We start from the raw sequence: 22,664 nt of genomic DNA on the forward strand, positions 1-22,664 counted from the left end.
GAAAGGATCCGGCACGAAGCGCTCGGCCGTCAGGGCCGGACGCTGGCTGTAGCCGCGCGCGACGCCCGCACCGCCGATGTACAGCTCGCCCGAGACCCCGACCGCCGTGGGAGCGCCGTGGGCGTCCAGCACGTACAGCCGCGTATTGGCGATGGGGCGGCCAATGGGGACCGCGGTGTCGAAGCGGGCGTCCGGCCTCACCTCGAAGGTGCAGCAGCCCACCACCGTCTCGGTCGGACCGTACTCGTTGATGATGCGCGTGGCCGGTGCGCGCTTCCGCCAGGACGCGAGCGTCGCGGACGTCAGGGCCTCGCCGCCCACGACGAAGCAACGCACCCGGCCCGCGACGTCCACGTCAGACAGCTGCGCCTCCAAAAGGGACAGCTGCGTGGGCGTCAGCTTGACGATGGAGTGGTCCATGCCCGAGCGCAGCACCTGCGCCAGGCCCTCGCCCGCGCGGCCCTCCGGCACCAGGACGACGCGTCCACCGGCCATCAGGGGCGTCAGGAGGCTGGTGATGGTCAGGTCGAAGCCCAGCGGCGAGTGCACGGGAGCGCCCGCGCCCGCCGCCGCGTCATAGGCGTCACGGCTCCACGCGAGGTAGTTCACCGCGCCCCCGTGCGTCACCATGACGCCCTTGGGCCGGCCGGTGCTCCCCGACGTGTAGAGGACGTACGCCAGCTGCTCCGGGGCCACCGCCACGCTCAGGTCCGAGCCTTCCTCGGAGGACAGGTCGGTCTCGTCCAGGCACAGCGTGTTCCCGGAGATGCCCGGCAGCGCGCCACGCAGCTCGGAATGGACGACCAGGACCTGGGCGCCGCTGTCCTCGAGCACGTAGGCGAGCCGGTCGTGCGGGTAGCTCGGGTCGATGGGCACGTAGGTGCCACCCGCCTTGAGCACGCCGAGCACGGCCACCACCAGGTCCGGGCTCCGCCGCAGCGCGAGCGCCACGCGGACCTCCGGCCCCACGCCGCCGCGGCGCAGGACGCGCGCGAGCTGGTTCGCCCGCGCGTTCAGCTGGCCATATGTGAGCCGCTCGGTGCCGGACTCGACGGCCACCGCGTCTGCCGTGCGGCGCGCCTGAGCCTCGAAGAGCGCCGCCACGTGGGGCGCCGGCGCGGACGCCGTGGCCGTGTCATTCCAGGTGCGCAGCAGGTGGCCGTACTCGGTCGCATCCAGGAGCTGGCTGTGCTCGTAGCGCTCCCGGGGATGCAGGGCCATCCGCTCCAGCGTGCGCAGGTAGATGCCGGCGATGCGGTCCAGCTTCGCCTCGTCCCAGTCGCGTCCGTGGCTGCGCAGCGTGAGCTTCACGTCCTGCGATTCCGGATCCACGCTGAACGTCGTGTCGAGCGGCAGGTCCAGCCAGGACGTCTCCCAGTACGGCTCCACCAGCCGCACGCCCGGGATGCCCGTCAGGCCCGCGGAGACGTGGAAGTGGACGAAGTTGAAGAGCGCGTCGAACAGGGGACGGCCGCCCATCTGTTGCTGTAGCCGCGCCATCGGGTAGCGCCGGTGGGGGAGGAGCGCCTGCTCGCGAGCGAACACGTCACGGACCAGCTCCACCCAGGTGCCGCCTCCCAGCTCCAGCGCGAAGGGCACGCTGTTGAGGAACAGGCCCAGCACGCGCTCGCCGTCCGTCACCTCCGGGCGTCCGTTCACCACGAAGCCCGACACGACGTGCGGGGACCCTTCGAGCACGCCGCGCACGCGCAGGTGCGCGGCGAGCAGCACGCTCTTGAGGGGCACCACCGCCTGGTGCGCCAGCCCGCGCAGGCCCTGGGCGACGGCGTCCGTCAGGGGGAACTCGCGGAACAGCAGCGGCCCGGGCCCCTGCGCCGGAGACCGGGGCGCGACGTTCGCCCTCGCGCGGGCCACTTCCGCCAGCTGCTCTCGCCAGTAGCGCTGAGCGGCTTCCGAGTCGAGCGCCTGGCGCTCGAGCGCCACGAACTCGCGGTACGCCGCCGCCAGCGGTGGGACGGGGGCCTCCACGCCCTGGCGCGCGGCCAGGGCGCGGGGAAGGAACTCCGCCAGCAGCGAGGCGAAGCTCCAGCCATCCAGGATGGCGTGGTGGAAGATGACGGAGAGCTGCACCGTCCGTCCGGTCCGCCGGTGGAAGCCGAAGCGGATGAGGGGCGCCTGCTCCCAGGCGAAGGGCCGGGAGCGTTCGCGCTCCAGCCACGCCACCAGGTGGCGGTCCTGCTCGGCGCGGGACAGGGCGCTCAGGTCCTCCACGTGCAGGGGCACCTCCACCTCGCGGTGCACGAACTGCAAGGGCACGTCGTAGTGCGCCAGGTCGAACGACGTCCGCAGCACCGCGTGGCGCATGGCCAGCTCTCGCAGCACGCGCCGCAGCGTCACGGGCTCCAGGTCCACCTCCAGGTGGAAGCTGAACGCGTCGTGGTAGAGCGCGGTCTCCTGGCTGTACTCGCTCTGGAAGAGCATGCCCGCCTGGAGCGTCGCCAGCGGATAGGCATCCTCCAGGTCCGGGGGCAGCCGCGTACGGTCGCCGGCGGAGATCAGCGCGAACGGCGCCTGGGCGGCCGCGTCCGCCGCGGCCCGTGTCTGGCCCTGGAGCGCTTCCGCCATCGCGCGGACGGTCTGCTTCTCCAGCAGCATCGCCACCGACAGCTCCAGCCCCCGCTCGCGGGAGCGCGCCACGTACTGGATGGCGCGGATGGAGTCGCCGCCCAGGTCGAAGAAGCTGTCGTCGATGCCCACCCGCGCCACGCCGAGCAGCTCCGCGCCCACGGCGCAGAGGATCTCCTCGGTGGGAGTCCGGGGGGCCTGGTAGTTCGTGCCCAGCTCGGGGCGCTCGCCGTCCGGCGCCGGCAGCGCGCGACGGTCCACCTTGCCGTTGGCCGTGAGCGGCAGCTCCGCGAGCGTCACCAGCGCCGCGGGCAGCATGTGCGCGGGCAGCTTGTCCGCGAGGAACGCGCGCACCGCGTCGATGGTCAGCGTCCGTCCCTCGGTGGGGACGACGTAGGCCACCAGGGACTTCTCCCCGGCGATCTCCCGCACCATCACCACGGTGTCCTGCACCGCCGGATGCCGCCGCACGGCGGTCTCGATCTCACCCGGTTCGATGCGGAAGCCGCGGACCTTCACCTGCTGGTCCACACGGCCGAGGAACTCGAGCGTGCCGTCCCGGCGCACGCGGCACCGGTCGCCCGTGCGATACAGCCGCGCGCCCGGCACGGTGCTGAACGGATCCGGGATGAACTTCTCCGCCGTCAGCTCCGGCTGGTTCAGGTAGCCATGCGCCAGACCGTCGCCCGCGGCGTACAGCTCGCCGGGCGCGCCAATGGGAACCTGCTCCATGGCGGCGTCGAGCACGTAGACGCGCGTGCCCGGGATGGACCGGCCCAGCGGCACGCCCGCGCGGAGGTCCTCGCGGGACCTGACCGGGAAGCAGCAGGTGAAGGTCGTGTTCTCCGTGGGGCCATAGCCGTTGATGACCTGGCAGCCCGGATGGGCCTCCAGCACCCGCGCCACGTGCGGGGGCGACAGCACGTCACCGCCCGCGAGCAACTGCCGCACCGGCGCGAGCGCCTCCAAGTGGGAATCGACGACCTGATGGAAGAGGCCCGCCGTGAGCCACAGCGTGGTGACGCGCTCGCGCGCGATGAGCCCGGAGAGCGCATCCAGCGACAGCGCCTGGGGCGGTGCGATGATCAGCCGGGCGCCGTTGAGCAGCGCGCCCCACACCTCGAAGGTGGACGCGTCGAAGGCGAGCGGCGCCAACTGGAGCAGCGTCTCCTCCGGCGACAGGCGCACCCAGCCGGGCTCCCGCACCAGCCGGAGCACGCCCCGGTGCGGAACCGCGACGCCCTTGGGCCGGCCCGTCGAACCGGAGGTGAAGAGGACGTAGGCCTCGGACTCCGCGCCCACGCCGTGCGAGGGGGCGTGCACCGGCGCGCGGGCAATCGCCGTCGCGTCCGTGTCCACGCACACGAAGGGGATCCACTGCGAGGTCAGGCCGTCCGCGATCTCCGACGTCGTCACGATGGCCGCGGGCCGCGTCTCCTCCAGCAGGAAGCCCAGTCGCTCCGGCGGATCGTTCACGTCCAGCGGCACGTAGGACGCACCGGCCTTGAGGATGGCCACCAGCGCCACCACCAGGTCCAGCGAGCGCTCCAGCGCGAGCGCGACCCGGGCTCCGGGTCCCACGCCCTGCGCGCGCAGGTGGTGAGCCAACTGGTTCGCGCGGCGGTCGAGCCCGCCGTAGTCCAGCGTCTGTCCCTCGAACACGAGCGCCACCGCGTCCGGGGCCTCCGCCACGCGCTGTTCGAAGCACGCGGGGATGGACAGCGCGGGAGGAACGGCGCGCACCGGGCCGCTCCAGGCCGCCAACTGCTGGAGCTCCCCGGGAGGCAGCATGGGCAGCGCGTGGATGCGCTGTCCGGGATCCGCCACGGCGGAGTGGGCCAGACGCAGGAAGTGCTCCCACATCCGCTCCATCGCCTCGCCGTCGAGGACGTCGGTGTTGTACTCGGCGACGACCTTCAGCGCGCCTTCCTCGGGGGTGAGGATGAAGAGCAGGTCCCAGCGCGCCAGGCCGTTGCTCTCACCTTCCATGAGCTCCAGGGAGAGGCCCGGTAGCCGCATCGCGGGCATGGGGGCGTTCTCCAGCACGAGCTTGGCCTGGAAGAGCGGCTGACCGGTGGTGGCTCGCTGATCGCGCAGCTCCTGCACCAGCCGCCCGAACGGCGTCTCCTGGTGCTCGTAGGCATCCAACGCCACCTGCCGCACGCGCGCGAGCAGCTCCCGGAAGGTGGGCTGCCCGGACAGTTGGGTGCGCAGGACGAGCTGGTTCGTGAAGAAGCCGATGATGCCTTCGAGCGCCTCGTGCTCGCGGCCCGCGATGTCGGTTCCGACGACGATGTCGTCCTGGCCCGTGTGCCGCTGCAACAGGACGTCGAACAGGGCGAGCAGCACCATGAACAGCGTGGCGCCCTCGGCGCGCGCGAGCGCCTCCAGCTCTCCGGTCAGCTTCGCGGGGAGGGTGAAGCGCCGGCCGTCGCCCTGGAAGCGCTCGCCGGGCGGGCGCGGGACGTCCGCGCGCAGCTGCAACGTGGGGAGCTCCTCCAACTGCTTGCGCCACCAGCCCAGGTTCTCCGCCAGAGTGCCGGACTCCAGCCAGCCGCGGTGCCACGCGGCATAGTCCGCGTACTGGAACGGCAGCTCCGTCAGCGGCGAGGGCTGCCCCTGGCTGAAGGCGCCGTAGAGCGCCGCCAGCTCGCGCAGGAACACGCCGCCCGACCAGCCGTCGGAGACGATGTGGTGCAGCGTCAGGCAGAGCACGTGCTCCTGCTCGGCGATGCGCACGATCACCGCGCGCAGGAGTGGGCCCTTCTCCAGGTCGAACGGGCGCACCGCCTCCTCTCGCGCCACCTTGCGTGCGCCGGCCTCGGCTTCGTCACGCGGGCGGTCCGACAGGTCCACCAGCGGAAGCGCCGGAGGGGAGGCGGGCAGGATGTGCTGCACCGCGCGTCCCTCGTCCTGGCGGAAGACGGTGCGCAGCGCCTCGTGACGGCGGATGAGCTCGGCCAGGCCCTGCTGCAGCGCCAGCGGGTTCAGCGTGCCGTGCATCCGCACCGCCGCGGGCACGTTGTAGAGCGGCGAGCCCGGGGAGAGCTGGTCGGCCAGCCACAGCCGCTCCTGCGCCAGCGACAGGGGCAGGGGACCGGTGCGCGGCAGCGCGGTCAGCGCGGGCACGGCCCGGCGGGGCTGGGTGTTCGCGTCGATGTGACGGGCCATCGCGGCCACCGTCGTCACGTCGTTCATGAAGGCGCTGAGGGGCAGCTCCACGCCGAAGGCCGTGCGGATGCGCGCGATCACCTGCGTGGCCATGAGGGAGTGGCCCCCCAGGTCGAAGAAGTCGTCGTGGATGCCGACGCGGTCGGTCTTCAGCACCTCCGCCCAGAGCGCGGCCACCCGGTGCTCCGTGTCCGTGGTGGGCGCGGCGAAGGTCCCGTCCCGCGCCGTGTCCGGCGCTCCCGGCGGCGGCAGGGCCTTGCGGTCCAGCTTTCCGTGCGGCGTCAGCGGGAGCACTTCCAGCGGCACGAAGGCCGACGGGACCATGTAGTCCGGCAGCTGGGACTCCAGCGCCTCGCGCAGGCCGCGCGCCACGTCAGGCGTGGCCACCACGTAGGCCACCAGCCGCGGATCTCCCGGGCTGTCCTCGCGCAGGATGACCGCCGCGTCGCGCACGCCCGGCCGGGCACGCAGCGCCGCTTCAATCTCTCCCGGCTCGATGCGGTAGCCGCGCAGCTTCACCTGGTCGTCGACGCGGCCCAGGTACTCCAGGCCTCCGTCGGGCAGCCGGCGCACGCGGTCGCCCGTGCGGTACAGCCGGGCCCCGGGAACGCGGGCGTAGGGGTTGGGCACGAACCGCGCGGCGGTCAGGTCGGGCCGGCCCAGGTAGCCGCGCGCGAGCCCCACGCCCGCGACGCACAGCTCACCAGGGACGCCCACCGGCACGGGACGCAACCCCGCGTCCAGCACGTACACCTGCACGTGGGCCAGCGGCTGGCCGAGCGTGGGCCGCTCCGGATCCACGTTCGGGTTGAACGTCGCGCAGACGGTGACCTCCGTGGGGCCATAGGCGTTGACGAAGCGGAGCCGGTCCGCCCAGCGCAGCGCGAGCTCCGGCGTGCACGCCTCGCCCGCCGTGAGCAGCGTCTGGAGCCCGGTCGCCTGCGACGGATCCAACTGCGCCAGCACGGACGGCGTCAGCGTGACGACGGTGATCTCCTGCTCGCGCAGGGTCTGCTCGAGCGGGGCGCCCGGCATCACCGCGTCCCGGGGCGCCAGCACCAGCGTCGCGCCCGACAGCAGGGGCGGGAAGATGTCCGACACCGCCGCGTCGAAGCTCAGCGCGAAGAACTGCAACAGACGGCTGCCCGCGCCCAGCCGCATCATCGCGGCCGTCTCACGGGCCGTGTTGCACAGGCCGCGGTGCTGCAAGAGCGTCCCCTTGGGACGGCCCGTCGAACCGGACGTGTAGATGACGTACGCCAGCGAGCCGCTGGTGGCGCCGCCCTCCAGGTCCTCGCCGGACTCCCGGGCGCACGCGTCCTCCACGTCCTCGATGCACAGGGCGCGGTCATCCCGTCCGCCCAGCCGTGGGAGCAGGGCGTGGCTCGTGAGCACGAGCGGCGCGCGCGTGTCCTCCAGGATGAAGCCGAGCCGCTCCGGGTGCTGAGCCGGGTCGAGCGGCACGTACGCACCGCCTGCCTTCAGGATGGCCAGCAGGCCCACGACCATGTCGAACGAACGTTCGAAGCACAGCCCGACGAGCGTCTCCAGGCCCACGCCCCGCTGCCGCAGCACGCGCGCGAGCCGGTTGGCCTTCGCGTTGAGCTCCCGGTAGGTGAGCGCCGCGTCGCCCAGACGCAGCGCGGTGGCGTCCAGAGTGCGCGCGGCCTGGGCCTCGAAGAGGCGATGCGCACAGCTCTCGTCCGCCTCACCGGCGCGGGTCTCCGCCCATTCCACGACGAGCCGGTGCCGTTCACCGGCCTCCAGCATGTCGAGGCTGTCCAGCGGGGCGTCGGGCTGGGACACCGCCGCCGCGAGCAGGCCGCCCAGGTGCGCCACCAACTGGCGCGCCGCCGCCGCGTCGAACAGGTCGGTGCTGTACTCCAGCCGGCCCCGGAGCCCCGCCGTGCTCTCGGACAGCGCCAGGCGCAGGTCGCCCTGGAGGAAGTGGCTGGGGAGCTCCAGTTGCTGGAGGGTGAGGCCCGGCAGCGGCTGCGTGGCGAGCGGATCCGGAACGATGGACAGCACGTTCTGGAACAGCGGCGAAGCGCCCGGGTGCCGCGCCGGCCGCAGCGCCTCCACCAGCTTCTCGAACGGCAGGTCCTGGTGGGCGTAGGCCCGCAGCGTCACGTCGTGCACGCGCGCGAGCAGCTCGCGGAAGGTCGTCACGCCCGTCAGCCGCGTGCGCAGCACCAGCGTGTTGACGAAGAAGCCGATGAGCTCCCGCGCCTCTGGCCTCTCGCGGCCGTGGACGGGCGTGCCCACGACGATGTCGTCCTGACCCGAATAGCGGGCCAGCAGCAACTGGTAGGCCGACAGCAGGACGACGAAGGGCGACACGCCCTGCTCACGCGCGAGCCCCTTCATCCGCTCCAGCAGTCCGGCGGAGAGGCCCACCTCCACGCTGGCGGCCTGATGCGTGGACGCGGACGGCCGGGGCTGTGCCACGGCCAGGTCCAGGACTTCGGGGGCGCCCTCCAGCTCGCGCCGCCAGAAGCCGAGAAGCTCGTCCAGATTGGTGCCCTGGAGCATCTCCCGCTGCCACGCGCCGTGGTCGGAGTAGCGCAGCGTCAGCTCCGGCAGCGCGGCCGGGCGGCCTCCGGCGTGCGCCGGATAGAGCACCGCCAGCTCCCGGACGAGCACCTCCATGGACACGCCGTCCGCGATGATGTGGTGCATGGTGAGCACCAGCACGTGCTCGTGCTCCGCGGTCCTGAGCAGGACCGCGCGCAGCAGCGGCCCCGTGCCCAGGTCGAAGCCCCGGAGCGCCTCCGCGTCGGCGCGGCGCTGGAGCTCCCGCTCGCGCGCGGGCGCGGACAACGCGCTCAGGTCCCCGGTGCCGAGCGTGAAGGACGCCTCCGGCGCGATGCGCACGACGGCCGCGCCCTCCGCGGCGTGGAAGGTGGTCCGCAGGGTTTCGTGGCGGCGCACGACGTCCTGGAAGGCGCGCTCCAGGGCGGCGGGCTCCAGGGGCCCCTGGAACCGCACGGCCGCGGTGATGTTGTACAGCGCGCTCCCGGGCTCCAACTGCTCCAGGAACCACAACCGCTCCTGTCCGGGGGACAAACGCGCCGGCGCGTCGTCGCTCCGGCGTGCGATGGGCGCGGGCTTGGCGCTCGCGGACCGGCGGCGCTCGTGGATCAGCACCGCCAGCTCGTCGAGCGTGGGCCCCCGGAGCAGCTCCTCCATGCGCACGGCGACGCCCGCGCCGGTCTCCAGCGCGTGGCCCAGCTCGATGGCGCCGAGCGAGTCGAAGCCGAAGCGGGTGATGGGCAGGTCCCCGTCGAGCGCGTCCGGCGAGAGGCGCAGGCTCCGGGCCATCGCCCCGCGCAGCCACGCCGTGGTGTCGGCGAGCGACGCGTCCGGTGCCAGCAGGGTAGGGGCGGACGGCGCCGGGGTGGCCGGAGCCACGGCCTCCTCGCGCCACGCGGTCACGACGGGCAGCTCGCCGGCGAGGAAGGCCGCCCGGGTGCCGCTTCGCTGGATCTTGCCGCTGGACGTCTTGGGGATGCTCCCGGGCTCGATCAGCACCAGGGCATGGAGGGGCACCTCGTGCAGCTCCGCCAGCCGCTGACGGACCCGCGCGGTCACCTCATCGGGATCCGTCATGCGGCGCGGATCCACTTCCTGAACGACGACGAGCCGCTCCTCGCCCTGCACGTCCACGGCGAACGCGGCGGTGCATCCCGGACGCAGCGCCGGGTGGCTCAGCTCCACCGTCTGCTCCAGGTCCTGCGGGTAGACGTTGCGTCCCCGGAGGATGATCAGGTCCTTGAGCCGGCCGGAGACGAACAGCTCCCCGTCCTGCATGAAGCCCAGGTCTCCCGTGCGCAGGTACACCGTGTCGCCGCCGCCCGCCACGCGGCCGTGGAACGCGCGGGCCGTCTCCTCCGGACGCTCCCAGTAGCCCCGGGCCACGCTCGGACCGTGGACCCAGATCTCTCCCACGCGGCCCGGCGCGCACGGCTCGCACGTCGCGGGATCCACGATGCGGATCTCCTGGTCGGGCAGGTCTCCACCCGAGCCCACCAGCATCGGACCGCCGGCATCCTCCCGCGCCTCACCCCGCGCGAGCGCGTCGGAGGCGAAGGGACGGTGGACGGGGAACACGCCCTTCTTGCCACCGGAGACGATGAGCGTCGCCTCGGCGAGGCCGTAGCAGGCGTAGAGCGACTCCGGGCGGAAGCCGGAGGGCGCGAAGGCGTCCGTGAACCTCGCGAGCGTCTCCGGACGGATGGGCTCCGCGCCGCAGAACGCGACCTCCCAACCGCGCAGATCCAGCGCCGCGCGCTCCTCCGGCGTGCTCTTTCGCACGCACAGGTCGAACGCGAAGTTCGGACCGCCGCTGATGGTGCCCTTGAACCGGGACACCGCCTCCAGCCACTTCATGGGGCGCCGGAGGAAGTCCAGCGGCGACATCAGGGCGACGGGGAACCCCGCGTACAGCGGCTGGAGGATGCCGCCGATGAGCCCCATGTCGTGGTACGGCGGCAGCCAGATGACGCCCACGGAGTCCTGGCGGCTCTCGAACGCGTGCGAGATGAGCCCCAGGTTGTGCAGCAGGTTGCCGTGGCTGAGCATCACGCCCTTGGGCGTGCCCGTGGACCCGGACGTGTACTGGAGGAACGCCAGCGCATCACTCCCCACGTCCGCGGGCCGCCAGTCCTGCCCCGTCTCCTCCGGCAGTTCGTCCGTGGCCACCCAGTGCAGCGCCTTCAACTCCGGCGCCTGCTCGAACAACATCTCCGCGAACGACGCGATGAACGACGTGGTGAGCACCACCGTCGCCCGCGCGTCCTCGATGATGGAGCGCAGCCGGGGCAGCGTCCGGCCCAGCCGCATCGGATCCGGCGGATAGGCGGGGACCGCGATCCGCTGCGCGTAGAGGCAGCCGAAGAACCCCGCGATGTACTGGAGCCCCGGCGGATACAGCAGCACCACCCGCGCCCCCGCCGGACTCACCGCCTCCAGCGCCGCGCCAATGCGCCGCGCCCAGCGGTCCATCTCCCCCCGCGTCATCGTGACTTCGGAGCCGTCCTCCTCCAGGAACGTGTAGAGCGGCGCCTCCGCGCGTGCTTCCGCCTGCTGGCGCAGGAGCGCGACGAGTGACGAGGCAGCGCCGTGATTCACGTGAAGTTTGACAGACATGTTTTTCACGATTTACTGTTATGTATGGAGATGCGGCGGAGCCTGGGACCCGGGGCGGTCCGGCGCCGTGGCGTGACGGTCCGCGCTCCCACGGGGAGGGAGGCGGACAGCCCGCGAAGGCATGGGCGAAGGTGTTCCCGGTGACCCGACGGGGACGGGTCACCGGGGTGAAGCGCTGCGGGCCAGGGGCCCTTGCTGCGTGACGCGGGACCTACTGCGCCGACACGACCTGCTGCGTGAGCGCCGGGTCGGCGGCGATGTCCGCCTCGTTGAAGAGGACCGTGCGCCACTGCTTCTGGGAGAAGCGCTGGGTCTGGTCCACGAAGTAGGGCGAGGCGGGGTCTCCGGACTGGCCGTAGGTGAGCAGGGCGCGCGCGTCCACGCCCGTGGCGGTGTACGCCAGCGCCAGGATGAAGCTGGAGCCGGTGCTGACGACGTAGCCGGTCGTGCTCAGGCCCGTCTCACCGTTGAGCACCGCCCCTCGCGGGGGGACCGGGTCGACGAGCGAGGACTGGATCGTGCCGTAGATGGAGACGTTGGCCACGCCGTCGCGGTTGTGGCCGCCGTGGATGGGGATGCGCTGGCCGGCGCGCTCCGCGAACTGCACGCTGCCCAGCGGCGCGTCCACGGCGATCTTCGCCGTGCCCAGCAGCGTCACGGCCTGCGCCAGCTTCACGAGCGCCGGGTCCTCCCCCTGCGCGGGCGCGGGCGGGAGCGTGCTGGGCGTGGTGAAGGGGGCGCTCACGTCGAAGGCCGTGTCGAAGAGGGTGCCCTTGTTGAGCAGCTGGTTCACCGGATACGTGCCGATGAACTCGCGCCAGAGCACCGCGCCCACGCTATCCGTGTCGAAGCGGCCGTTCCACGCTGCGAGCACCGCGCAGGCCTGCGTGAGGTCCACCGTCTTGCCCTGGTACGTCGCGGACGGCGTGGCCTGGCAGCGCTCCACCAGCGCCGGGCGCAGCAGCTCCGCCACCGAGCTGCGGTTGTTGAGGATGGACGCCTGGAGCTCCTCCAACGTGAACTTGCCGTCCGCGCCGGAGGCGCCGTCCGCCGACTGCTCGGTCAGCATCACCAGGTTCATGCGCGAGCGCGGCTGCTGGCTGCGGGCCCCGGGCCCGTGCATCGGGGAGTAGCCCGTCAGGGGCTGCGCCGGGTTGGTGAGCCAGTAGCTGTCGTTGGCGTTGTAGGTGAAGTCGCGCCGCTCCAGCTGCGGCACCTGGGCGAAGGGCACCAGGCCGGGGCTGCGGGCGCCGGGGGCCGCCACCCACTCATTGACGGAGGTGCTGCCATCCAGCAGCACCAGGTTGAGGTTGCGGAAGAACAGCGTCGCCACCGGATCCGCGCCGGAGATGGACTGCTGCCACGCATCCAGCGCCGCGGGGCTGAGGTTGGGCGTGGCCGCCGCGTCCGTGTACCAGGCGTTGCCGTCGCGATCCGTGGCCAGGGTGTTGACCCAGGGGATGCCCTGCACGTTGGCGAAGGCGTTCTTGAACTCCTGGAGGTTCTTCGCCCGGTTCATCGCGTGGAACTGGGCCAGCAGGACGGTGTTGTCCAGGTTCGCGTCCCGGTAGGTGAACGCCACCTGCGCCGTCCAGTCCGTCACGCCCGGGATGGCGAGCATGGGACCGAAGTGGCTGCTGTAGAGCGTGCGCGAGATGTTCGTGAGCGAGCCGTCCGGCAGCCGCACCAGGATGGTGTGCGTGCGCGCGGTCATCTCGCGCTCCTGCCCGTCGTACACGTAGTGCGTCGGCTTGCCCGGCACGAGCTTCAGCCGGTACAGCGTCATCCGCTGGCCGGCGGACACGGTGTGCGTCCACGCGACGTTGTCGTTGAAGCCGATGAGCACCCCGGGCACGCCCACCAGGGACGCGCCGTAGACGTTCATCACGTCCGGCACGGTGAGGTGGCTCTCCCACAGCCGCAGCTCGCCCTGCCAGGGGAAGTGCGGGTTGGCCACGAGCATGCCGTGACCGTTGGCGGAGCGCTCCGCGCCAATGGCCCAGCCGTTGCTGCCCAGGTCGTGATCGCGCAGCTGCTGGAAGGCCTGCGGCGGCGGCACGTCGATGTGCTGCCCGCCGGTGACCGTGGGCGGCTGGGCGTTGGTCACCGCCGCGACGAACTGGTAGCTGCTCGAAAGCAGGGCCAGGCTGATGTGGTACGCCATCAGGTCCACGTCGTCGATGGGCCTCACCCACGCGGCGTTGGCGCAGGCCGCGGGGCGGGCGGCGGGCTCCACCTGGGACAGGTAGTGGTTGTAGCCGGCGGCGTAGCCCTGGATCATCGCCCGCACGTCCTCGGGCAGCGCCGGCAGCGTGTCCTTCGCGCGCGCGTGGACGCCCAGGGAGAGGTAGCCGAAGTCACTCGCCACGTTGGCGTTGCCCGCGCCCGGGCCCAGGAACCGGGCCCGCTCGCTGCGCACCTTGAGGATCTGATCCGCCAGCGTGCAGACGTTGTCCTGGGCGAACGCGTAGCCCTGGCCAAACGCCGCGCTGCCCAGGTTCTTCGCCGTGATGTGGGGCACCCCGTTGCCCGAGCGCCGGATCGTCGCCTCGTAGCGTGGCGCCGGCTCTGGCGTGGGCGGTGCCTCCGGATCGTCATCGCACGCGGAAGCGCCCAGAAGCACGGCGAGCGCGAGCGCACGACGCTTCCAGGGACCGCGACGCGTGGAGTGGGAAGGAACGGCGGAAGAGATCCTCGGAGAGCGGGCAGGGGGCATCGCGCGCGGAGGATAGGAAAAGCTGATTCACAAGGTCAAATTGACCAGCCTTGATTTTCAGCCAACCCGTTACAGCGGTATTAATTCGTTCTTCGAGACAAAAAGGATGTGACGCGGTCGCATGTGACAGGGGCTCAAGCGACCCGTGAGGGCATGTCGTCGCCAGGCGCCGCGGGGGCTTGTCCCCAGAGCGCGGCGGGTGCCTCGCCGAAGCCGTCCGGCACGGCGTGGATGCCGTAGACGCATTCGTGGGGTGAGCCGCCCTCCAGCTCCATCAGGCGGTCGCAGCTCCCCGCGTCCAGGTCCACCACGTAGAGGGCCGCGGGCCGCTGGCTGCCCACGAGGAAGCGGTTGCCTCCGAACGGCGCGAGCCCCCGGACGAAGGGCGGATCGCCGGGGATCTCCACCTGCTTCCTCCAGCTTCCGTCACACGCTTGTTGCACGAGCCGGTTGCCGTGGGTGTCGTTGTAGACGAGCGTGTCTCCGTGTCGCAGCAGGTTGTGGTTGGGCCGCATGATGCGGTCCTGTCGGGCCACGACGCGCGCGGGCCCCTGGTCCGGCAGCAGCACGCCCACCCACGACGACGAGGTGAAGCTGGAGGCCATGAAGCGCAGCGCGAAGAGGCTGGAGGGCCGCGCCGCCTGCTCCTTCCCGCTCAGGCGCCGCTGCAGCGCGCCGGGAAGGTCGAACAGCCACTGGATGCGCCGCGACGCGCGCGAGGGGACGAAGCCGAAGGACAGGAGCAGTCCCTCGGGACATCGAGCCACGCTGTTGACGTGGACAAAGTCGAACGCGGTGGGCAGCTTGCGCGGGTCCCGGTAGTCGTCGCACGGCTCGCCGTGCAGCGCGTCCAGCAGGTTCAGCTCCCGGGCGAGCGCCTTGTCCTCCCGCCAGCTCCAGGTGCGGAGGACGGCGCCGTCCCAGCCCAGCTTCATCACCACGTCCGACGCGCTGGCCGTGACCCAGACGCCGTCCGGCTCCACCAGGATGTCGTGCACCTGCCCGAGCAGCGGGTGTGTCAGCTCCCCCACCTGCTTCCAGGCGCGGTCGAAGACATAGAGGCGGTCCGTCACCGACACCACGATGCGCTCCGCGTCCCCGCTGATGCCCCGGGCGCCGCGCAGCCCGCCGCGAGGGTTGGGATCGAAGGCGCGAAACGGCGACTCGGGGATGGGCCACTTCGCCAGCACGCGCCGCTCGTTCACGCTGACGAGCCGCACGGAGCCGCTGTGCGCGCCCGGCTCGGTGATCCGGATGATGCTGCTGACCAGGAGGCGCGTGTCGTTCATGGCGGAGGTGGGTGGACCGTCAGGCCCTGTCGAGGATGGGGCGCCCTTATAAGCGATTTCCGGGAGAGGTTTTCTTTCTTGTATTGCCTGCCTCTCGTTGACCGCGTGAGTTGCGTCATGGAACCATCCCGGCCCCTCACAGCTGAAAGGCAGGTCGCTGAGTGAATCCCGGGATTGATCTCGCATCGCAGGTGTCCACGCTCGCGGCCCGCTTCCAGGGGTTCCTGCGGATGGAGCCCGCCGCCGCGAACCCCGCCATCCTCGGGTGGATAAAGGAAGTGGAGGGCCTGAGCGGGATGCTGACGGACGGGGCGGTGGCCAGGCTGGGGCCGCACGCCGCTTCGGTGGACAACCTGAAGCTCACGGTGCGCACCGCGCTCACGCGGCTCCTGGACTTCAAGTGGGTCAGTCCGGAGGTGAAGACGGCGGTGCACGGGTACCTGGAGCGCAACCCCGCGGCGCGTCAGGTGGGCCGGTACCGCTTCTCCTCGGACTGGATGTCCAACTGCGAGGCCGAGTGGCGCGAGACGCTCGCCCCGCTGATGGGCGCCCCTGGCATCCGGGCGCTGGAGATTGGCAGCTTCGAGGGGCGCTCCTCGCTCTGGCTCCTGGAGAACGTGCTCACGCACCCGACCTCCCGGCTGACCTGCGTGGACCTGTTCCAGGGTGACGCCGCGAAGCTGTTCGACGAGAACCTGGCGGCGAGCGGCGCGGCCGAGCGCGTGGAGAAGCGCGCGGACCTGTCCGGCATCGTCCTGCGGCAGCTCCCGGCGGAGGCCGTGTACGACTACATCTACGTGGACGGCTCCCACGAGGCGTACGACACGCTGGAGGACGCGGTGCTGTGCTTCCGGCTGCTCAAGCCGGGCGGCATCATGACCTTCGACGACTACGGCATGGCCACCGCGCAGCTGGCGAACTACGAGAGCATCGACCGGCCCGACATCGGCATCGACGCGTTCGTCTCCGCCGCCGGGCGGCGCCTGCAGGTGGTGCGCAAGGGCTTCCAGCTCACCGTGCGGAAGCAGCCGGCGTAGGCGCGGCGCTCCCTGTCGCGGGCGCCTGGAGCAGTTGCTCGATGGCGTCCGCGGCCGAGGCATTGCGCTCGCTGTCGTGGAAGCGCTCCTTCAGCGGCTCCATGGCCTTGCGCCACCGGGGATCGCCCACCAGCGCGTCCAGGTGCCGCAGCATCTGCGAGGCCTCCAGCGTCTTGGGCGGGCAGTGGATGCCCAGGCCGCGCAGCTCCACCTGGCGCGCCACCGCCGGCTGATCGAACGCGAGCGGGACGACCACCATGGGCACGCCGAAGTAGATGCACTCCTTCACGGTGTTGAAGCCGCCGTGGGTGATGACCGCGGTGGCGCGCTCCAGCAGTTGGAGCAGCGGGGCGTGCTTCACCGCCACCACGTTGGAGAGCGCGTCGAAGCGCTGCGTCTCGTGGGTCGGGTTCACCGCGAAGACGAACTGCCACTGGGGCCGGTCCCGGGCGACCTCGAACATGGCGTCCAGCACCAGCGTCTCCAGGGCGCGGCTGTAGCCGCCCATGCCTCCCAGGGAGAAGAGGACCAGCGGCTTGTCCGCCGCCAGGCGCTCCCAGGGGAAGTCGGACGGAGGCCGGTCCAGGTCCACGCTCGGCCCCACGTAGAGGTACGTGGAGTCCACGCTGCCGGAAGGCTCGGCGAACTCGCGCGGGGCGAGGATGAGCTCCGGGATGCCGCGCACGAGGATGGGCTCGGGCTCCGTCGCCAGCTCCTCCACGGGATAGCCGTAGCGCAGGGCGATCCGCGCATGGCGCTTGCGCATTTTCGGCGCCACGCCCAGCAGCTCCATCAGCGACAGCAGCGTGTGCACGCCCATGGCGCGCATCCGGCGCGAGAAGGTGGTGGCGGGACGGGCGAGGAACGGGTGGACCAGCTCGCGCGGGATGGTGACGTTGAAGAAGACGGCGGGCACCTGGCGGCTGCGCGCCACCATGGCGGGGTAGGGCAGCATGGAGTCGCACACCACCACGTCCGGCCGCGTGCGCTCGAAGAGCCCGTCCAGCGCGCCGTCGCCAATGGCCTTCAGCGCGTCATCCACCCGCCGCGAGTACTGGCGCAGCTTGCGCACGTGCTCCAGGAAGCCGCGGGCCCCGAAGGCGTGGAAGCTGCCCTCGGGGAACTGCTCCTCCAGGACGGGGAGGAACTCGAACCCCGCGCGCAGCACCAGCTCCCGCGCATCCACGGGGCCCGCGTACACCACGTGGTGGCCGCGCTCGCGCAGGGCCCGGGCGGCCTTGAGCGTGGGGTTGACGTGGCCGTGACTGGGGTAGGGCGCGATGAGGACGTTCGCCATGGGCAGGAGGCCGCGTCAGTCCGGCAGGAAGGTGTTGCTCGCGATGGCTTCGTCCGCGGCGCGGGAGAGCTTCTCGAACACCGCCTTCGTCTGCTGGAACCGGGCCGCCCAGGGGGAGTTGGGCAGGAAGCCGAGCCGGCCGAAGAAGGCGTGGAAGCGGGCCTGGAACGCGGCCTTCTCCGCCTCGGGGGCGTCGTTCTGGATGACCATCAGGGCCAGGAAGTACAGGCCGAAGAACCAGAACATCGACTCGCGGTGCCGCCCGGCGTCGATCATCTCCCGCGTGCCTTCCAGGTAGGCGCTCCGCAGGTGCGCGCGGAGCTTGAAGCCATAGGGCACGTCGCTCTTCTTCACCTCGACGGCGCGGTCGAAGGCCTTCATGAAGTCCGCGAGGTAGCCCTCCACCTCCTGCCGCGACAGGTCCGCGCAGCCCAGCAGCGCCAGGCACTCCTCGTGGAGCGCCGCGTGTCCCTGCCGCTCCAGCAACTCACCCGACAGGACGTAGCACTGGCGGATGGTGATGGGCTTCAGGTGGGACAGCGCCACCAGCCCCGACAGGTACACCATGGCGGCGTGGTAGTTCAGGAGCATCCGCGGAATTGCCCCGGCGCCGGCGTCCTGCATGGCCTGCTCCAGGTGCCCCAGGACGGCGCGCCGGTGGGAGTCACAGCGGGCCTTCACCCAGGTGCGGCGGGGAAACTCCCGGGCCACCTGCTCGTGCAGCGTCTGGAAGGCGCCCGTGGGGTCCGCGAGGATGCGCCCCTCGCGCACGTTGTCCGCGTGCTCCGGATTGGAGACGACGCTCTCGAACTTCTGGAACAGCGCCGCGTCCAGGACGGAGCACTCGACGATGACGCCCTTGTGGAGCATCTCCAGGCGCGAGGCCCGGGCCTGCTCCGCGTCGCTTGTGGCGACGACGAGGTCGACGTCACGCCACGTGCTGAAGGGGGTGTCCAGCGGGAGCGACGCCATGCGCCCCGCCACGTAGGCCCCCGCGAAGCCGGGGATCCGGCTGCCTTCGGTGTCCACCCAATGCTTCGCGTGCTCGAGTGCGTCCCGGACGATCATGGTGTCTGGCTCCGAAGCCCCGGGGTTACAGGGCTTCGGCGGGACTGTCAACGCAAGTCACTGATACATGGGAGTGACGGATTATCAAGACATCCCAGCGGACATGGCCACGGTCGCATCCACGTCGGAGAGTGCGAAGTCGTCCATGGTCAGCGTGCCGACCTGGTCGATGGACAGGCCCATGCTGAGGACCTTCGCCGCGGAGGGGACCGCGGGCGTGGTCCATTCCGCGAAGGTGTAGCTGCTGCGCGGCGGCAGGAGCGGCCCCTGGGTCCAGTAGGTCCAGGCTCCCGTGCTGGTGCGGTAGTACGCCTTGAAGCGCACCTGCGTCGTCGCCTTGTACCAGGCGGTGATGCGGTAGTGATGCCCCGTCACCGGCGTGGGCGTGCAACTGCTGTCGTCCTGGCGGGTGATGAGCTTCCGGTCTCCGTCGGTGATCTGCGTGATGCGCACCTGCTGCGCCCAACTGCCGCCGTGCGCGTCCGACGTCCGGGTCCACGTGAAGGTGTTGTTCCCGAAGCCGCCGCGCTGCCAGCAGTCCGGGGTCCCGTCACCGTTGCTGTCCGCTTCGAGCGACGGGTTCTTCAAAAGCTGCGTGGGGGGCCAGCTCACCGGGGGCTTGAGCACGCCGCCGATGATGGCGTCCATGGTGGCCACGGTGGTGCCTCGCGAGGCGCGGGGGGCCAGCCAGTCGAGGAACGCCGTCAGGTTGGCGGGGGAGATGGAATACGTCTGCGGCGGGTCGCACGGCCCGCAGATGTGGTGGAAGACGATGGGCACCCAGCCGCCGCCGGACTCCTCGGCGCGCAGCACGTAGTTCTTCAGGTCCGTGAGCGTGGTGGTGGCCTGCACGGAGCCGTGGGTCCGGATGGCGTACGCGTCCGCGGGAGGCACGGGCTCGGCGGCCGGGCTGCTCCCGGTGGAGGTGGTCCTGAGGCCTCCGCTCTCCCTCGCGGAGTTGTAGTTGCAGTCGATGACGACCTGCCGCGTGGTCGCGTCCTTGTCGCCGAAGGGGTAGGCGAACGACGTGATGCGGAAGCCCGCGTTCAGCAGGGCCACCCGGTCGTTGCAGATCTCCTTGCGCTGCGCATCCGGCGAGAGCTGCGTGAGGTGCGGATGGGTCAGCGTGTGGCCCGCGATCTCATGGCCCTTGTCCCGGAGCGCGCGCACCTGGTCGAGCGTGAGCCGGCCGGACTGCCCCAGCCGGCTGCTGTTGATGAAGAACGTCCCCCGCATGCCGCGGGCCTCCAGGGCGGAGGCCGCGATGAGCTGGGAGGACAGGCAGTCGTCGAAGTTCAGCGAGACGACCACCTGGCCGGGCAGGAGGGCGGTGGCTCGGGTCGTGGGTTCCATGGTGGGTGCTCCCCCTTGTGCACGAAGGCTTCACCCACAACCTGTGCATGCGCCGCTACTCGAGCTTCGACGTGGCGTCGATGCGCAGCTCCAGCGTCGTGAGCGCCGGGTCCGCGAGGATGTCCGCCGCGTTGAAGAGCACGGGGCGGAAGTGCTTGTTGGCGAAGAGGTCCGTCTGGTCCGCGAAGTGCGGGGACTCGGGGTCGGTGGACTCCGCGTAGGAGAGGACCGCGTTCGCCTTGGGCCCTTCCGGCGTGAACTCCATCACCATGAGGAAGCTGGTCCCGAAGTCGACCAGGTAGCCTTCCGGCGTGAGCCCCGTGCCGGGGGAGAGCAGCGGGCCCTGCGGCTGGGACTGCGGCAGCAGCGTCGCGTTCGCGCCGGAATAGCCGACGACGTTGGTGACGCCCTCGAAGGCCGCGCCGCCGTGCAGCGGCACCTTGCGGTCTCCCTTCCAGGCGAACTGCACGTCGCCCAGCCGCGTTCCCACCGGGATGCCCGCCTTGCCCAGGAGCGCCACGGCCTCCGCGAGCTTCTGGTTCACCGGATCCACGCCGGACTCCGGCGCGGGCACCAGGCCCGCCGGCGTCACCGCGGCCCGGGCCGGATCGAAGGGCTGCGCGAAGAGGGCGCCCCGGTCCACGAGGTCGGAGCGGTTGAAGCCATTGAGGAACTCGCGCCAGACGATGGCGCCCGTGCGGTCCGCATCCAGCCGGCCATCCCACGCCGAAATGAGCTGGCACGCCTCCGCGATGTCCACCGGCGCGCCTTCGACGACGATGGGCTCCGCGCCCTGGCAGCGCTGCACCACGGCCGTGCGCAGCTGCTCCGCCACCCAGGTGCGGTTGCTCAGGATGGCCTGCTCGGCCTCCTCGCGCGTGAAGCGCCCGTCGCTCCCGGCCGCCGCGGTGTCACCCTGCTCGGTGATGAGGGTGAGGTTCATGTGCGAGCGCGTGCTCATGCGGCCGCGCGTCCCGAAGATCTCGTAGAGGAAGGGCAGGTCGAGCAGGGGCTGGGCGGGGTTGGTGAACGTCGCCGGATCATTCGCGTTCATCACGAAGTCCGTGCGGCGCAGCTGCGGCATGACGTCCGTGGGCACCAGGCCGTGCGACTCGCTGTCCAGGCCCACCCATTCATCGCGGGACGTGCTGCCATCCAGGAGGACGAGCCCCAGCGACGCGAACACCGGCGCGTCCGGGGTGGACTCGAGCGACTCGCGATACGCCGCGACGGTGGCGGGGCTCAGGTAGGGGACCCGGGACGCGTCCACGTAGCGCGTGTCTCCCTCCGCGCTTGTAATCAGCGTGTTCACCCAGGGCGCGCCGCGCACCGTGCGCTCCACGTCCGCGGCCTCGTTGATGCCGTGGGCCGTGTTCAGGCGCACCCAGTGCTCCGCGAAGCGCGGGTTGTCCTCGGTCGCGTCGCGCGTCGTGTACGCGGTCTCTCCCGTCCAGTCCGCGCCGGGGCCGGCCAGGATGGGGCCGTAGTGGCTGCGCCAGAAGGTGCGCGTCTCCTGCGTCATGGCGCCGTCGTCCCCACGCACGTTGACGGTGACGGTCCGCGACGTCATGCGGCGGGTGGCTCCGTCATAGACGTACGCCGTGGGATCTCCCGGCACGAGCTTGAGCCGGTACAACGTCAGGTGGCTGGACGCCGTCACCGTGTGTGTCCACGCGATGTCCCGGTTGAAGCCGATGTTGATCGCCGGCACGCCCAGCAGGGACACGCCGTACACGTCGAGCTTGCCGGGGATGAGCTGGTGGCTCTCGTGGAAGCGGAGGCTGCCCTCCCAGGGGAAGTGCGGGTTGGCCACGAGCATGCCCCGGCCGCTGGCGGTCTTCTCGCGGCCCAGCGCCCAGCCATTGCTGCCAAGCTCATCCTTGCGCGGCGACAGCGCGAGCGGCCTCGACTGGAGCCGCTCTCCTCCTGTCTCGGCACTCGGAGGCTGCGCGTTGCCCACGTAGCCCAGCAGGGGGATGAGCGTGTCGAACAGCGAGAGGTCCAGGTGGTACGCCATCAGGTCGTACGCGCTGATGGGCTTCACCCACGCGGCGCCCCGGCAGGGCTCGGGACGTTTATCCGCCGGCACGTCCGCGAGGTACTGGTTGTACCCGGCGGCATAGCCCTGCACCAGGTCGCGCAGCTCCTGCGACTGCTCGGCGAAGCCGGCCTCGGCGCGGGCCCGCAGCGCGAGCCCCAGGTAGGTGAAGTCGCTTTCGAGGAAGGCATCCTGCGGGCCCCGGCCCAGATAGCGGGCGCGCTCGCCACGGACCTTGAGGAACTGGTCCGCGAGGATGCACACCGCGTCCTGCGCCTGCGCGTAGCCGATGCCGGCGCCCAGGCTGCGATAGCCATCCGCCTGGATGTGAGGGACGCCGTAGGACGTGCGGTGGAGGGTGGCCTTGAGCGGGGTGGATGCGGGTGGGTCGTCGTTCCGGCAGCCGCCGAACGCCGTCAGGGTCAGCAACAGGGAGAGGGGGATTCGGGATGTGCGCATGGGTTGTCAGCCTCGCAAACAGGGCTGACAAGGATATCCGTTCTAAGCCCGGTATCCTCGACCACGAGGGTAGTGGCGGCCGCGTGGGACCGGTGGCATAGGCTGCGCCCCAACAAGGAGCCGACCATGTCGTACATGCTGGTGGTGATGCAGACCGGTGGCGGGAAGCCCCAGACGGTGGAAGAGAAGCGCGTCGCGGCGGACCGGATGGAGCGGATGCGGAGCTTCGGGGCGTCGCTCCAGGCGCGCGGCATCCTCCAGGCGGCGGACTCCCTGCGCTCGGACGCGGAGGGCATCCGGGTGGAGCGGCGTGACGGGAAGCTCAGCTTCAGCGACGGGCCGTTCACCGAGTCCAAGGAGATCATCGGCGGCTTCTTCCTCATCGACGTGAAGACGCGTGAGGAGGCGGTGGAATGGGCCACGCAGTGCCCGGCGGCGGAGTGGTCCACCGTCGAGGTCCGCCAGAGCGGTCCCTGCTACGACCCGTGAGCGGTGCGGCGTG

9 protein-coding genes (1 of these 9 cut by a window edge) are annotated in these 22,664 nt (G+C 71.3%); 2 read left to right on the forward strand and 7 right to left on the reverse strand.

From position 1 onward, the window contains the following. The 3 genes from ACX114_RS19015 to ACX114_RS19025 all read right to left on the reverse strand — a co-directional run. On the reverse strand, positions 1–10,905 hold the 5' portion of the coding sequence (locus ACX114_RS19015) for a non-ribosomal peptide synthase/polyketide synthase (RefSeq protein WP_459299709.1). Its footprint begins 7,098 nt before the window's first position; the window shows 10,905 of its 18,003 coding nt (coding positions 1–10,905); it begins with the start codon at positions 10,903–10,905; the stop codon falls past the left edge of the window. A 211-nt stretch (positions 10,906–11,116) separates the two neighbouring features. After that, complete coding sequence (locus ACX114_RS19020) at positions 11,117–13,528, reverse strand: acylase (RefSeq protein WP_459299711.1); 2,412 nt, start codon at positions 13,526–13,528, stop codon at positions 11,117–11,119. A 227-nt stretch (positions 13,529–13,755) separates the two neighbouring features. After that, positions 13,756–14,910 carry a hypothetical protein gene (locus ACX114_RS19025; protein ID WP_459299713.1) on the reverse strand — a complete coding sequence of 385 codons (1,155 nt, stop codon included), beginning with the start codon at positions 14,908–14,910 and terminating at the stop codon, positions 13,756–13,758. 161 nt (positions 14,911–15,071) lie between these two features. On the opposite strand from ACX114_RS19025, the gene ACX114_RS19030 reads away from it, so the two are divergent. Beyond that, complete coding sequence (locus ACX114_RS19030; RefSeq protein WP_459299715.1) at positions 15,072–15,947, forward strand: class I SAM-dependent methyltransferase; 876 nt, start codon at positions 15,072–15,074, stop codon at positions 15,945–15,947. On the opposite strand, the gene ACX114_RS19035 is transcribed toward ACX114_RS19030, so the two are convergent. From ACX114_RS19035 to ACX114_RS19050, 4 genes are all read right to left on the reverse strand, one after another. Next, on the reverse strand, positions 15,922–17,244 hold the full coding sequence (locus ACX114_RS19035) for a nucleotide disphospho-sugar-binding domain-containing protein (RefSeq protein WP_459299717.1): 1,323 nt from the start codon (positions 17,242–17,244) through the stop codon (positions 15,922–15,924). The two genes, ACX114_RS19030 and ACX114_RS19035, sit on opposite strands and share 26 nt — an antisense overlap. A 15-nt stretch (positions 17,245–17,259) precedes the next feature. Continuing rightward, the gene (locus tag ACX114_RS19040; RefSeq protein ID WP_459299719.1) at positions 17,260–18,312 is read right to left on the reverse strand and encodes a hypothetical protein; all 1,053 of its coding nucleotides are present in this window, start codon (positions 18,310–18,312) and stop codon (positions 17,260–17,262) included. Positions 18,313–18,396: 84 nt separating this feature from the next. Then, positions 18,397–19,665 carry a polysaccharide deacetylase family protein gene (locus ACX114_RS19045; RefSeq protein WP_459299721.1) on the reverse strand — a complete coding sequence of 423 codons (1,269 nt, stop codon included), beginning with the start codon at positions 19,663–19,665 and terminating at the stop codon, positions 18,397–18,399. 55 nt (positions 19,666–19,720) lie between these two features. Next, a complete protein-coding gene (locus ACX114_RS19050; protein ID WP_459299723.1) occupies positions 19,721–22,162 on the reverse strand; it encodes a penicillin acylase family protein in 2,442 nt (813 codons plus the stop codon). A gap of 126 nt (positions 22,163–22,288) precedes the next feature. On the opposite strand from ACX114_RS19050, the gene ACX114_RS19055 reads away from it, so the two are divergent. After that, positions 22,289–22,651, forward strand: a complete 363-nt coding sequence (locus ACX114_RS19055; protein WP_459299724.1) for a YciI family protein — start codon at positions 22,289–22,291, stop codon at positions 22,649–22,651. Positions 22,652–22,664 lie beyond the last annotated feature (13 nt).

The sequence above is a fragment of the Corallococcus sp. M7 genome (assembly GCF_054512695.1).

Excerpts from the sequence above, each read along its gene's own strand:
- ACX114_RS19025 (WP_459299713.1), bottom strand. The coding sequence starts at position 14,910 with ATGAACGACACGCGCCTCCTGGTCAGCAGCATCATCCGGATCACCGAG.
- ACX114_RS19035 (WP_459299717.1), bottom strand. The coding sequence starts at position 17,244 with ATGGCGAACGTCCTCATCGCGCCCTACCCCAGTCACGGCCACGTCAAC.
- ACX114_RS19040 (WP_459299719.1), bottom strand. The coding sequence starts at position 18,312 with ATGATCGTCCGGGACGCACTCGAGCACGCGAAGCATTGGGTGGACACC.
- ACX114_RS19045 (WP_459299721.1), bottom strand. The coding sequence starts at position 19,665 with ATGGAACCCACGACCCGAGCCACCGCCCTCCTGCCCGGCCAGGTGGTC.
- ACX114_RS19050 (WP_459299723.1), bottom strand. The coding sequence starts at position 22,162 with ATGCGCACATCCCGAATCCCCCTCTCCCTGTTGCTGACCCTGACGGCG.
- ACX114_RS19055 (WP_459299724.1), top strand. The coding sequence starts at position 22,289 with ATGTCGTACATGCTGGTGGTGATGCAGACCGGTGGCGGGAAGCCCCAG.